Source organism: Streptomyces sp. NPDC032198 (genome assembly GCF_040636975.1).
Taxonomy (GTDB): Bacteria; Actinomycetota; Actinomycetes; order Streptomycetales; family Streptomycetaceae; genus Streptomyces.
The window spans coordinates 451,200-464,687 of record NZ_JBEZVL010000003.1; the positions used below are offsets into that span (position 1 = coordinate 451,200).

Annotated in this window: 11 protein-coding genes; 8 read left to right on the forward strand and 3 right to left on the reverse strand. The window is 71.3% G+C overall.

Annotation, left to right across the window (positions count from 1 at the left end; all coding sequences use genetic code 11):
* Positions 1–9 precede the first annotated feature (9 nt).
* From AB0E78_RS10060 to fdhD, 4 genes are read left to right on the forward strand one after another with little or no spacing between them, the layout of a single operon-like run.
* Entirely contained in the window at positions 10–1,935 is a 1,926-nt protein-coding gene (locus AB0E78_RS10060; protein ID WP_361830158.1) for a molybdopterin-dependent oxidoreductase, read from the forward strand.
* A 13-nt stretch (positions 1,936–1,948) separates the two neighbouring features.
* Complete coding sequence (locus tag AB0E78_RS10065) at positions 1,949–3,874, forward strand: NADH-ubiquinone oxidoreductase-F iron-sulfur binding region domain-containing protein (RefSeq protein ID WP_361830160.1); 1,926 nt, start codon at positions 1,949–1,951, stop codon at positions 3,872–3,874.
* Entirely contained in the window at positions 3,871–4,731 is an 861-nt protein-coding gene (locus tag AB0E78_RS10070) for a 2Fe-2S iron-sulfur cluster-binding protein (protein ID WP_361830161.1), read from the forward strand. The genes AB0E78_RS10065 and AB0E78_RS10070 overlap by 4 nt, the downstream gene beginning before the upstream one ends.
* Before the next feature lie 5 nt (positions 4,732–4,736).
* Complete coding sequence (fdhD, locus tag AB0E78_RS10075) at positions 4,737–5,600, forward strand: formate dehydrogenase accessory sulfurtransferase FdhD (RefSeq protein ID WP_361830163.1); 864 nt, start codon at positions 4,737–4,739, stop codon at positions 5,598–5,600.
* Between the two features lie 105 nt (positions 5,601–5,705).
* Here the strand turns inward: fdhD and AB0E78_RS10080 are convergent, their stop codons facing one another.
* Positions 5,706–6,149: a MarR family winged helix-turn-helix transcriptional regulator gene (locus AB0E78_RS10080; protein ID WP_361830165.1), complete on the reverse strand. Its 444-nt coding sequence runs from the start codon at positions 6,147–6,149 to the stop codon at positions 5,706–5,708.
* Positions 6,150–6,240: 91 nt separating this feature from the next.
* Between AB0E78_RS10080 and AB0E78_RS10085 the strand changes: the two genes are divergently transcribed.
* The 3 genes from AB0E78_RS10085 to AB0E78_RS10095 all read left to right on the forward strand — a co-directional run bounded on the left by AB0E78_RS10085 (position 6,241) and on the right by AB0E78_RS10095 (position 10,476).
* On the forward strand, positions 6,241–7,176 hold the full coding sequence (locus AB0E78_RS10085) for a zinc-binding dehydrogenase (RefSeq protein ID WP_361830166.1): 936 nt from the start codon (positions 6,241–6,243) through the stop codon (positions 7,174–7,176).
* Between the two features lie 134 nt (positions 7,177–7,310).
* A complete protein-coding gene (locus AB0E78_RS10090; RefSeq protein ID WP_361830168.1) occupies positions 7,311–9,209 on the forward strand; it encodes a sialidase family protein in 1,899 nt (632 codons plus the stop codon).
* Positions 9,210–9,219: 10 nt separating this feature from the next.
* Positions 9,220–10,476, forward strand: coding sequence for a DUF4185 domain-containing protein (locus AB0E78_RS10095; RefSeq protein WP_361830169.1), 1,257 nt, complete (start codon positions 9,220–9,222; stop codon positions 10,474–10,476).
* Here AB0E78_RS10095 and AB0E78_RS10100 read toward each other — a convergent pair.
* Positions 10,412–11,452 carry a bile acid:sodium symporter family protein gene (locus AB0E78_RS10100; protein WP_361830171.1) on the reverse strand — a complete coding sequence of 347 codons (1,041 nt, stop codon included), beginning with the start codon at positions 11,450–11,452 and terminating at the stop codon, positions 10,412–10,414. The two genes, AB0E78_RS10095 and AB0E78_RS10100, sit on opposite strands and share 65 nt — an antisense overlap.
* 116 nt (positions 11,453–11,568) lie before the next feature.
* On the opposite strand from AB0E78_RS10100, the gene AB0E78_RS10105 reads away from it, so the two are divergent.
* Complete coding sequence (locus AB0E78_RS10105; RefSeq protein ID WP_361830173.1) at positions 11,569–12,441, forward strand: LysR substrate-binding domain-containing protein; 873 nt, start codon at positions 11,569–11,571, stop codon at positions 12,439–12,441.
* Between the two features lie 9 nt (positions 12,442–12,450).
* Here AB0E78_RS10105 and AB0E78_RS10110 read toward each other — a convergent pair whose 3' ends face one another.
* Entirely contained in the window at positions 12,451–13,461 is a 1,011-nt protein-coding gene (locus AB0E78_RS10110) for an Lrp/AsnC family transcriptional regulator (RefSeq protein WP_361830174.1), read from the reverse strand.
* Between the last annotated feature and the right edge of the window lie 27 nt (positions 13,462–13,488).

Consider the following 13,488-nt stretch of genomic DNA (forward strand, 5'->3'; position numbering starts at 1 on the left):
GAGCGCGGCATGAGCAGGAAACGGGACCGGGTGCCCACGACGTACACCCGGCTCACCCACCCCCTCGTACGCGACTCGCGCGACGAGCCGTTCCGCCGGGCCACCTGGGACGAGGCACTGTCCAGGACCGCGGCGGGACTCCAGGCGGCGCGCGGCGCGTTCGGGATGTTCTCCTGCGCCCGCGCGACCAACGAAATGAACTACGTGGCACAGAAGTTCGCCCGTGTGGTGATGGGCACGAACAACGTCGACTCCTGCAACCGCACCTGCCACGCACCGAGCGTCGCGGGCCTCTCCGCGGCCTTCGGCTCGGGCGGCGGCACGTCTTCTTATGAAGAGGTCGAACACACCGACCTGATCGTGATGTGGGGTTCCAACGCCCGCTTCGCGCACCCGATCTTCTTCCAGCACGTCCTGAAGGGGATCAGGAACGGCGCCCGCATGTACGCCGTCGACCCGCGCCGCACCAAGACCGCCGAGTGGGCGGAGAGCTGGCTGGGCCTGAACGTCGGCACGGACATCCCGATGGCGCACGCGATCGGCCGCGAGATCATCCACGCGGGTCTGGCCAACCGGGCGTTCATCGAGCGGGCCACGTCCGGCTTCGAGGATTACGCGGCCCTGGTCGAGCCGTGGACGCTCACGCTCGCCGAGAAGGTGACGGGCGTACCGGCCGCCGCCATCAAGGAGCTGGCGCACGTCTACGCCCGTGCCGAGCGGGCCCAGCTGTGCTGGACGCTCGGCATCACCGAGCACCACAACGGCACGGACAACGTCCGCGCGCTGATCAACCTCTCGCTCCTGACCGGCCACGTGGGCCGCTACGGCTCGGGTCTCCAGCCTCTGCGCGGCCAGAACAACGTGCAGGGCGGCGGCGACATGGGCGCGATCCCCAACCGACTGCCCGGCTTCCAGGACCTCCTCGACCCGGACACACGCCTGAAGTTCGAAACGGCCTGGGACACGGCCATCGAACCGCGCTACGGACTGAATCTGACGGAGATGTTCGAGGCGATGGAGGAGGGCGAACTCAAGGCTGTCTACTGCATCGGCGAGAACCCCGCCCAGTCGGAGGCGGACAGCGAGCAGGCGACGCGGCGGATGCGGGCCCTGGACTTCTTCGTCGTCCAGGACATCTTCCTCACGAAGACCGCCGAGCTGGCCGATGTGGTGCTGCCCGCGACCGCGGGCTGGGCGGAGACCGAAGGCACGACGACCAACAGCGAGCGGCGCGTGCAGCGGGTGCGCAAGGCCGTACAGCCGCCCGGTGAAGCGCGCGAGGACATCGACATCCTCTGCGACCTCGCCGAACGGCTCGGCCACGACTGGAAGTACGCGGACGCGCAGGCGGTCTGGGACGAGCTGCGGTCGGTGTCGCCGGACCACTGGGGCATGACGTACGACCGCCTGGAGTCCCTGCAGGGCATCCAGTGGCCCTGCCCTTCGGAGGACCGGGTCGAACCGACGTACCTGCACGGCCGGTTGTGGGAGGCCGAGCCCGAACGGCGCGGCACGCCGGCGCCCTTCGGGCTCGTCGCGCACGACCCGCCGGTGGACCTGACGGACGACACGTACCCGATCCGTCTGACGACCGGGCGGCGGCTCGACTCCTACAACACCGGTGTGCAGAGCGGGAGTTACGCATCCCCGCTGCGGCGCGGCGAGTACGTCGAGCTGTGTCCGGAGGACGCGGAGCGGTACGGGGTCGTGGTCGGTGAGGAGGTCCGTGTCTCCTCGCGGCGCGGCACGGTGACGGCGCCCGTCTGGGTGGACACGGGGCTGCGCCCCGGTCTCGCCTTCATGACCATGCACTTTCCCGACGAGGTCGACACCAACCAGCTCACGATCGAGGCCAATTGCCCGATCGCGGGCACGGCGGAGTTCAAGGCGTCGGCGATACGTATCGACAAGCTGGCCGAGCCAGTTCGCCCGTGAGGTGAGGTGACGTATGGATCTGCACTTCGGTGACAGCAAGCCGACGGACGAGGAGCGGGCGGCCGTCGACGCGCTGCTCGGGCCGCCCGAGTCCGCGTGGGAGGGCGCCGACGACCGCAGCGACGCGGATCTGCGCTGGGCGCGGGGAGGCAGGGCGGCGCGGGAGCGGCGGCACGAACTGTTGCCGGGGTTGCACGCGCTCAACGACCGCGTGGGGTGGGTGAGCGAGGGGGGCCTCGACTACCTCTGCCGCCGGCTGATGGTGCCGCCGGCGGAGGGGTACGGGGTGGCCACGTTCTACTCCATGTTCGCGGTGCGGCCACGTGCCGCGACGGTGGTGCGGGTTTGTACGGATCTGGCTTGTGGGGGTGGGGCGGAGCTGTGCGGGGAGGTCAAAGCGCGGCTCGGCCCCACGTCCGGGGTGGCCGTGGAGGAGAGCCCTTGCCTGGGGCTGTGCGAGCGGGCGCCGGCGGCGTTGGTGGTGCGGGCGGGAGTTCCAGCCCGTCCGGCGTTTGAGGACGAACTCGGCGGAGCCGGTGATCAACGGCAACTGCAGGCGGCGGAGCCGGGGGATCCGGGTAGGGGCGGGAGCGGGGAGAGAACCTACGTCACCGCAACCGTCGCCCCCGCCGCCCCCGACACCCTCGCCCAAGCCGCCCTGGCCCCAGAGGAAGCCCCCGCAGAACCCCCCGCGGCCCTCGCCGTCCCCCAGGCAGGACAGGACGGCCTCCTGCTCCTCAGCAGGATCGGCACCGTCGACCCCACCTCCCTCGACGACTACCGCGTACACGGCGGCTACACAGCCCTCCGCACCGCCTTCGCCATCGGCCCCGCCGCCGTCATCCGCGAAGTGACCGACTCGGGCCTGGTGGGAAGGGGAGGTGCCGCCTTCCCCACGGGAAGGAAGTGGCAGGCCACCGCCTCGCAGCCGGACCATCCCCACTACCTCGTCTGCAACGCCGACGAATCCGAGCCCGGCACCTTCAAGGACCGGGTGATCATGGAGGGCGACCCGTACGCGCTCATCGAGGCCATGACCATCGCGGGGTACGCGACCGGCGCCCACCTCGGCTACCTCTATCTCCGCGGCGAGTATCCACGCGCGCTCCAAAGACTTGAGCACGCCATCACGCAGGCACGCGCACGCGGCTTCCTCGGCGACGACATCCTCGGCCAGGGGTACGCCTTCGACATCGAGATCCGGCGCGGCGCGGGCGCCTACATCTGCGGTGAGGAGACCGCCCTCTTCAACTCCATCGAGGGGTACAGGGGGGAGCCCCGCTCCAAGCCGCCCTTCCCCGTGGAGAAGGGGCTCTTCGGGAAGCCCACCGCCGAGAACAACGTCGAGACCCTCGTCAACGTGCTCCCCATCCTCACCATGGGCGCACCGGCCTACGCCGCCATCGGCACGGAGAGGTCCACCGGGCCCAAGCTCTTCTGCGTCTCGGGCAGTGTCGAACGCCCCGGCATCTACGAGCTCCCCTTCGGCGCCACCCTCCGCGAGCTCCTCGCCCTCTCCGGGATGCCGGACAATCTCCGCGCGGTCCTCCTGGGCGGCGCGGCCGGAGGCTTCGTACGCCCCGATGAGCTGGACATTCCGCTCACCTTCGAGGGGACGCGGGAGGCGGGCACCACGCTCGGCTCGGGCGTCGTGCTCGCCCTGGACGACACCGTGCCGCTCCCCCGCGTCCTGCTGCGCATCGCCGAGTTCTTCCGCGACGAGTCCTGCGGCCAGTGCGTGCCCTGCCGGGTCGGCACCGTCCGGCAGGAGGAGGCCCTGCACCGCATCGTCGAGCGGACCGGGGCCGAGGCAGCCGGTGACATCGCGCTGTTGCGCGAGGTGGGGCGGACCATGCGGGACGCCTCCATCTGCGGGCTCGGCCAGACCGCGTGGAACGCCGTGGAATCCGCCATCGACCGCCTGGGGGCGTACAAGTGACCGCCGTACCGCTGGGAATCCCGCGCCGCCTCGTCGAGTTCACGCTGGACGGGCAGAGCGCCAGAGTGCCCGAGGACTCGACCCTCCTGGACGCCTGCCGGGCCGCGGGCAAGGACGTCCCGACCCTCTGTGAGGGCGACACCCTCACCCCGAAGAACGCCTGCCGGGTGTGTGTCGTCGAGGTCGAGGGGGCCCGCACGCTCGCCCCGGCCTGCTCGCGCAAGGCGGAGCCCGGCATGACCGTGCTCACCGACACCGAGCGCACCCGGCACAGCCGCAAGGTGGTGCTCGAACTCCTCGCCTCGTCCGTCGACATGTCGACCACCCCGAAGGTCGCGGGCTGGCTCAAGGAGTACGACGCCAAGCCCGACCGCTTCGGTCCGGACGCCGCCCGGCTGAACGAGGAGCCAAAGGTCGACAACGACCTCTACGTGCGCGACTACGACAAGTGCATCCTCTGCTACAAGTGCGTCGACGCGTGCGGCGACCAGTGGCAGAACACCTTCGCCATCTCCGTGACGGGCCGCGGCTTCGACGCCCGGATCGCCGTCGAGCACGACGGACCGCTGACCGACTCCGCGTGCGTGTACTGCGGGAACTGCATCGAGGTCTGTCCGACCGGCGCCCTCAGCTTCAAGTCCGAGTTCGACATGCGGGCGGCGGGGACCTGGGACGAGGACAAGCAGACCGCGACGACCACGGTGTGCGCCTACTGCGGAGTCGGCTGCAATCTGACCCTGCACGTGCAGGACAATGACATCGTGAAGGTCACCTCACCGCACGACAATCCGGTGACCCACGGCAACCTCTGCATCAAGGGCCGCTTCGGCTACCAGCACGTACAGAACCGGGACTGATCGACATGGGACGAGTCACGGAGCGCCGCCGCGTCCTCCGCATCCGGGACGGTGTCGTCAGCGAGCGGCCCGACACCCTGGTCGCCGAGGAGCCGCTGGAGATACGGCTCAACGGCAAGGCGCTCGCGATCACCATGCGCACGCCGGGCGACGACTTCGCGCTCGCGGCGGGCTTCCTCGTGAGCGAGGGGGTGCTCGGCTCCGCGGACGATCTCCAGTCGATCGTCTACTGCGCCGGCGCGACGGCGGACGGGTCCAACACGTACAACGTGGTGGACGTGAAGACCGCTCCTGGGCTCGTCCTGCCCGACATCAATCTCGAACGCAACGTCTACACCACCTCGTCCTGCGGCCTGTGCGGCAAAGCGAGCCTGGACGCCGTCCGTACGACGGCCCGCTGGGCCATCGACGACACGGACGGCGGTGACACTCCCCCGGTCCGGCTGGGGACCGAGCTGCTCGCGGGCCTCCCCGACCGGCTGCGCGCGGCGCAGCGGGTCTTCGACCGGACCGGGGGCCTGCACGCGGCGGCGCTCTTCTCCGAGGACGGCGAACTCCTCGACATCCGGGAGGACGTGGGCCGGCACAACGCGGTCGACAAGCTCGTCGGGCGCGCTCTTCAGGACGGCCGCCTTCCGCTGTCGCGTGCGGTGCTCCTGGTGTCGGGGCGTGCCTCGTTCGAGCTGGCGCAGAAGGCGGTGATGGCGGGCATTCCGGTGCTCGCCGCCGTCTCCGCGCCCTCGTCCCTGGCCGTCGATCTGGCCGCCGAGACCGGTCTGACGCTGGTCGGCTTCCTGCGCGGCTCCTCCATGAACGTGTACGCGGGCGAGCACCGGATCGCCGTGCGGGCCGCGGCCTCCCAGGGCTGACCGGCCGCTCCCCGCTGCACGGCGGCGGGACCCCGGCCGGCGGGGAGCGCCCCCTGCGCCGGCGGGGTCCCGGTCCCGCCCCCGCCCTGATCAGGGCGGGAGGCCCTACGCCCCGGTGCCCGAGATCCGGGTGAGCAGTGCCAGGAACTGCTTGCGTTCGGCGGCCGAGAGCGGCGCCAGGAGTTCGTTGTTGGCGCGCCACGCGACCTCGGCACAGCGGTCGAGGGTGCGCTCGCCGTTCTCCGTGATCGTGATCGCGTTCTTGCGGCGGTCGGCGGGGTCGGGCGAGCGCAGGACAAGACCCGCGTCCTGAAGATCGTTGATGACGCCGACCAGGTCCTTGGGGTCCAGCGAGATGCTGCGGCCGAGCGCGGCCTGCGCGACGGGGGCCTGGTCCGCGACGGCGGAGAGCACCACGTGGTGCCACATCTTCATGTCCTCGCCCGCCAGGGCTTCGGCGACGAGGCCGCGGCCACGGGCCGCCGCGCGGCCGAGGAGCCAGCTGGGCAGGGTGCGGATACCACTGGGTGCGGGCGGGGTGGTGGGCATGGGACGAGCCTATCCGAGAATCATTGGACTTCCCAATGAAACTACGGGTACCGTTGGAACTCCCAACGGTCCCCTGTGTCTGGAGTCGCTCATGCGTCGCGTTCGGTACGAACACAGTGGCGGCCCGGAGGTCCTCTTCGCCGAGGACGTGCCGGTCCCCGCACCCGGCCCCGGTGAGCTCCTGGTGCGCGTCGCGGCGGCCGGGGTCACGCTGCCCGTCGTACGCAAGGTCCGTGAGCCCCGCGAGCCGATCCCGCTCGGCGGGGAGATCGCCGGAGAGGTGGTGTCCACCGGCGACGGCGTGAGCGGGTACGCGCCGGGCGACCGCGTCACGGGGCTCTGTTTCGGTCACGGCTACGCCGAGTTCGCGCTCCTCAACACCGCGATGGCGTCACCCGTGCCGGACGGGGCGAGTGCCGTCGACGCGGTCGCGCTCGTCCGCAGCGGGCTCGTCGCGTACGGCGCGCTCGATGCCGCCCGCCCCGCGCCGGGCGAGTCCGCGCTGGTCACGGCGGCGGCCAGCGGAGTGGGCCATCTCGCCCTGCAACTGGCCGGACTCAGGGGTGCCTCGCGGGTCGTGGGAGCCGTGTCGACGGGCGGCGCGGATTCCGGCAAGGCCGATTTCCTGCGCTCGCTCGGCGCCGACGAGGTGATCACGTACGACGAGGAGAAGTGGGGCGAGCCCGTCGACTACGTCCTCGACGCGGTCGGCGGCGAGCTGCTCACGCCCGCCGTGCGGGCACTCGCGCCGTACGGGCGGCTGGTCGCGTACAGCTCGGGGGGCGGCACCGTCGAGGCGTACGACCTGCTGGTGGGCGCCAGGTCGGTCATCGGCTTCCAGATGGCGCTCATCGCGCGCGGCAGGCCCGAGGTGTACGAGACGTGGCGGCGCGAGCTGTGGCGGCTCTTCCAGGCGGGCGATCTGCGTCCCGCCGTGCACGCGCGGTTCGCACTGGAGGACGCGGCGAAGGCCCATGCGGTGATCGAGGCGCGGAGCAACCTCGGGAAAGTCGTACTGATTCCCTGACCCTGACCAGGCCGCACCCATTCGTGCCACGCACGCTTCTTGTGGGGTGTCGAGCCGCACAAGTAGCGTCTGAGGCGCGAACGTTGGACGTGGGATGTCAGGATGTCCAGTCACCTTGAAGGGTGGACCGCGCCATGCCATCAGCTCTCCGTGTACGCCTCAGATCCCTCCGCACCGCCACGGCCGCCTTGACCATCGTCGCCGTCGGGGCGCTGCTCCCCGGGCCCACGGCGCAGGCGGCGCCGGACGCCCGCGCGGCGGGGTTCGAGCAGCAGGTGCTCTTCAAGGCCTCGCAGGACCCGGGATATGCCTGCTACCGCATCCCCGCCGTGGTGAAGACGGTGAAGGGCACTCTCCTCGCCTTCGCCGAGGGGCGGACGAACGACTGCAGTGACGCGGGCGACATAGACATCGTCGTCAAGCGGTCGGACGACGGCGGACGCACCTGGAGCCCGCTCCAGGTCGTCAACGAAGGCGCGGGCGACACGCACGGCAACCCCGCGCCGATCGTGGACCGCAGGACCGGCCGCATCCTCCTGGCGGAGACGTACAACACGGGCCGCACGGACGGCGGGAACTGCGCCGTCCCCTGCGACCGCACCCCGCACCTCCAGTACAGCGACGACGACGGCCGCAGCTGGTCGGCGCCCCGCGACCTGAGCGACCAGATCCTGCCCGCCGACTGGAACTCCTGGTACGCGACCGGGCCCGTGCACGGCCTTCAGCTGACCCGCGGCCGGCACGCGGGGCGGCTCGTCTTCACCGTCAACACCGAGACGTGGAACGGCAGTAGGGTCACCGCGAACCACGCGGCCCTGATCGTCAGCGACGACGGTGGCGACAACTGGCGGATCGGCGCCGAGGATTCGTACCCGATAGCGCAGGACGGAACGTTCCGGCAGAAACCGTCGGAGATGACCATCACGGAGCGCCCCGACGGAGCGGTCTACGTCAGCGGACGCGAGCAGGACGGCACCGATCTCGGGCACCGCACCCACACGATCAGCCGCGACGGGGGCGACAGCTTCGTCGCGCCGTTCAAGGCCATCCCCGATCTCTACACGCCCCAAGTCCAGGGATCCACCCTGCAGTTCGGCAAGCGGATGCTGCTCGCCTGCCCCGGTGATCCCGACCGCCGCCGCACGATGCAGATCCGCTCGTCCTACGACGGCGGCCGCACCTGGGACAGCGTGGACCGCGGCACGACCGTCACCACGGACTGGTCCGGCTACTCGGACCTGGTGCGGGCCGACGACGACCACGTGGGCCTGATGTACGAGGGCGGGGCGGTCGACGCCCGCGACGAGATCCGCTTCGCGCGCTTCACCGAGGACTGGCTGCAGCAGCGCCGGGGCCCGGACCCGACGACCACCGACCGCGCGCCGCACGCACGGCCCGCAGCCGTGCTCGGCGGGGCGTCCGCCACCGACGGCCGGTTCGGCAGGGCCATCGCCTTCGACGGCCAGAACGACGCCGTGCGCCTGCCCTTCCGCCGTCAACTCCCGCTGGGGGCTAAGGACTTCACCGCGTCCCTGTGGTTCCGCTACTCCGCGACCACCGGCGAACAGCCGCTGCTCTGGATGGGCGGCATCGGCACCAACCAGCCGCAGGTCTGGCTGCGCGGTGAGCCCGCGAGCAACCGCGTCACGGGCCTGATCACCACGCGCGAAGGCTCCACTCCCCCGAAGTCCGCGTCCGTGCGCACCACGAGCGCCCACAACGACGGCCAGTGGCACCACATCGCCCTGCGTCGCGGCGGAGGGCGGCTGACGATGTCCGTCGACGGCGCACAGATCAGCACCGCCGACGTCCCGGGCTCGGTCACCCGCACCTCCGGGTACGGGTTCCACATCGGTCAACGGGTCGACAGCCGCGCCCATTTCACCGGCTCCATCGATGAAGTGCGCGTCTATGACCGGGCGTTGAGCGATGCCGAACTCGCCGAGCTCGGCCAGGACGGCGGCGCCAAGGCGCCTGTGACGCGGGACACCGTCGCATGGCTCCCCATGGACCACGTGCGCGCGAGCAACTAACGTCCCGCACGTGTCCGCCGACCAAGGTCCACGCGGCGGCCCGAGCGCGCGCAGGATCTGGATCGTCCTGCTGCTCGCCCTGGCCTGCGCGGCCGTGCTGCTCACCGCCCTCCCGGACGACCGGGAGGGCGGCGACGCATGTCAGGCACGCACCGTCTCGTCCTGGACCGCCGACGACAAGGTCACCGGGGCCTTCGCCCGCTACGGCGACGACACGGCGCGGGCCGATGACTGGACCGGCGGCGACGGCACGCACTCGGTGCGGCTGCCGGACGGACGGCTGCTGTGGCTGTTCTCCGACACCTTCCTCGGCCAGGTGCACGCCCCGCCCAACCCGGTGGGTCAGCCCCACACCTGGCGTGACGCGACGGCGCCCATGGTCCGCAACTCGGGTGTGGTGATGTCGCGTTCGGGCACCCTGGAACGCACCCTGCCCGCCCCGCTCTTCGCCGACCCGGCACCGCAGCAGTGGCGCTGGCCGGTCGCCGCGAAGGTCGAGCCCCGCTCCCCCGGCTCGTCCGAAGACGTCGTACGCGTCCTGCTGTGGACCCGCGCCAACGGCACCGGCCCGTGGATCTACGGAGTGCCGACCGCCACCGAGGTCGCCACGCTCTCGCTGCCCGATCTGCGCGTCGAGGGGATCGTCAAGGTCTCCGACCAGCAGTCCGTGCGAGATCTCGACAAGCGCGTCCTGTACGGCACGACGACGGTCGACGACGGCGACTGGACCTACGTCTTCGGCGGCAACGACGGCAAGGCCGTCTCGCGCCCCGCCTCGCACGCCTACGTGGCCCGCGTCCCCAAGGGCAGGCTCGCGGAGCCCGGCGCGTGGCGGTACTGGGACGGCGGGGACTGGACCGAGTCCGGGAAGCCGCGGGCCGTCCTCGGCGACGGCGAACGCAAGGGCGTGGGCAGCGCGTTCACGGTGGTGCGGGTGAAGGGGACGTACGTCCTGTTCACGATGGCCGCGGGGACCGAGGGCCTGACCAATGTGACCTCTTACTGGGCGTGCTCGCCCACCGGCCCCTGGCACGGCCCCGCGAAGGGCTTCGCGCCGCCCCTGCCGAAGGACGGCGCGGCCGAGCAGGACACGGCCGCGTACAACCCCCAGGCCCATCCCGCGCTCAGCGGGAACGGGCGGCTGCTGCTCAGTTACGACGTCAACTGGCTGGACGCGGCGCCCGCGAGCGCGGCGGCCAACGTCAGCCGGAACGTGTCGCTGTACCGGCCGCGGTTCGTGTCCGTTCGACTGGCGACGGCTCAGTGACGAAGCCCTCGGGGTCATGCGAGCGCCGCTTGGCGATCACCGCGCAGACCATGAGCTGCATCTGGTGGAAGAGCATCAGCGGCAGCACGGCGAGCGAGGCATGCGCCCCGAACAGGACGCTCGCCATGGGCAGTCCGGCCGCGAGGGACTTCTTCGACCCGGCGAACTGGATGGCGATGCGGTCCCCGCGGCCGAAGCCGAGCCGCTTGGCCCCGTACCAGGTGAGGGCGAGCATCACGGCGAGCAGCACCGCCTCGACACCGAGCAGCGCGCCGAGCCGCAGCGGCGTCACCTGGTGCCAGATGCCCTGCACCATGCCCTCGCTGAACGCGGTGTAGACGACGAGCAGGATCGAGCCGCGGTCGACGAGGCCGAGGACCTTCTTGTTCCGTGCGATGAACCCGCCGATCCAGCGGCGCAGGAACTGACCGGCCAGGAACGGCACGAGGAGCTGCAGCACGATCTTCAGGACCGAGTCCGCGGAGAACCCGCCCCCGCTGTTGCCGAGCAGGGCGGCGGCGAGCAGCGGTGTGAGGACGATGCCGGCCAGCGAGGAGAAGGAGCCCGCGCAGATCGCCGCGGGCACGTTGCCGCGGGCCATGGAGGTGAAGGCGATCGACGACTGGATCGTGGAGGGCACGAGCGTCAGGAAGAGGAACCCGCTGTAGAGGGCGGGCGTCAGGACGTACGGCACGAGGCCCTTGGCCGCGAGCCCGAGCAGCGGGAAGACCAGGAACGTACAGGCGAGGACGGTGACATGGAGCCGCCAGTGCTTGAGCCCGTCCAGCGCCTCACGGGTGGAGAGCCGCGCTCCGTAGAGGAAGAAGAGCAGCGCGACGGCCGCCGTGGAGGCACCGCCCGCCACATCGGCGCCCACGCCGCGCGCGGGCAGCAGCGCGGCGACGCCTACTGTGCCGAGCAACGCCAGGATGTAGGGGTCGATCGGCATCCAGGTGGGCCAGCTCGGGCGTTTCACTTCGCTCCATCGGTTCGGTTCATGTCGTGCCCTCTCGATGATCCTCCTGATCACCGCGATCGGGAATCCCGGATACCGCTCTGACTGTCATCACGTTCCGCGATAACCTTGTGACCATGTACGACCCCGCCCAGCTCCGTACGTTTCTCGCCGTGGCCCAGACGTTGAGCTTCACGCAGGCCGCCCGGCGCCTGGGTCTTCGCCAGTCCACGGTGAGCCAGCACGTGCGCCGCCTGGAGGACGCCACCGGCCGCCAGCTCTTCGCGCGCGACACGCATTCCGTGGAGCTGACCGAGGACGGCGAGGCGATGCTCGGCTTCGCGCGGCGGATCCTGGAGGTGCACGAGCAGGCGACGGCGTTCTTCACCGGGACGCGGCTCGGCGGGCGGCTGCGGTTCGGGGCGTCGGAGGACTTCGTCCTGACCCGGCTCACCGACATCCTCGAGTCGTTCCGGCACGACCACCCGGACGTCGATCTGGAGCTGACGGTCGAGCTGTCCGGCACGCTGCACGAGCGTCTCGACGCGGGCAAGCTCGATCTGGTGCTCGCCAAGCGGCGGCCCGAGGACCCGCGCGGTGAGCTGGTCTGGCACGACGAGCTGGTCTGGATCGGCGCCGAGCGGCTGCGCCTGGACCCCGAGCGGCCGGTGCCGCTCATCGTGTTCCCGCCGCCCGGCATCAGCCGCGCCCTCGCCCTGGAAGCCCTGGAGCGGCGCGGCCGTGCCTGGCGGATCGCCTGCACGAGCGGCAGCCTGAACGGCCTGGTCGCCGCGGCCCGCGCGGGCCTCGGCGTGATGGCGCACTCCCACGGCCTGATCCCGCCGGGCCTGGTCCGGGTCCCGGAGCGGGCGGGCCTGCCGGAGCTGGGCGCGGTCGACTTCGTGCTCCTGCACGGGGAGCGGCGGGCCTCGGCGCAGGGCGCGGCGGACGCGCTCGCGGCATCGATCCTGGCGGGCGGCGACCGGCTGCACCGGCGGCGTCAGCGGTGACGGACGGTTTCAGCGCGGATAGGGCCGGTACGTGAGTTGCTTGACGCGGCGCATGAAGGGCGCCGTCTCGACGTGCTGGACGCCGTCGAGCTGCCCCAGCTTCTGGCTGAGGTAGGTGTAGAGGGCGGGGATGTCCCGGGCCACGGCCGTCGCCATGAGGTTGGAGGGGCCCGCCACGGCGGTGGCGTGGGCGATCTCGGCGTGGGACGCGAGGGCCTTGCCCACCGAGTCCATGGCCCAGGGTGCGGTGGTGATCCAGAGCATCGTGCCGACGCGCAGGCCGATGAGGGCATCGGCGTACTCGATGTCGATGTAGATCACGCCGGACGCGAGGAGCGCGCCGAGACGGCGCTTGACCGCCGACTCCGAACGCCCGGTGGCCTGCTGGAGCTCCGGGTAGGTCGCGCGGCCGTCCTGTTCGAGCGCGGCGACGAGCGGTTCGTCCTCCGGCTCGATCCGCAGGGGTGCCCCGTCCCGTACGGCGGGCGCGGGTGGTGTGCCGCGCAGGGCCGCGACCTGCTCGTCGCTGAGCGGCCCGTGCTTCATCAGCCAGCCGTCGGGGCCGCCGAAGAACCTGTGCAGCATCTGCTGGGCGCGGATGTCGACGATGTGCGGGGTGCGCGGCAGCTTGGCGAGCAGCAGCTCGTCCTGGTCGGTGCGGGTGCGGGGGCGGGTGCAGCAGACGACCTCGGTGCCGCCGGAGGTGAGGCCGATCCATGAGGTGTCGGGGCGGCGCGCCAGGGCGGTGGCGATGGCGTCGGCACCTTCGGGGGCGCAGCGGAGGCGCAGCATCCACTGGTCCTGGCCCAGCTTCTCGTGGTCCCGGACGGCGACGATCCGCAGGTTGCCGTCGGAGATCAGCCTGCGGTAGCGGCGGGCGACGGTCTGGTCGGAGACGCCGAGAACCGCGGCGATCTTGCTGAAGGGCGCACGCCCGTCGAGCTCCAGGGCCTGGAGGAGTTTGACGTCGAGCGGATCCGGCGCGTCCGGGGTGGCGGATTCCATCGCTGCAGTACCCATCGGTGTCGGATTCCTTCGGTCTGGCAG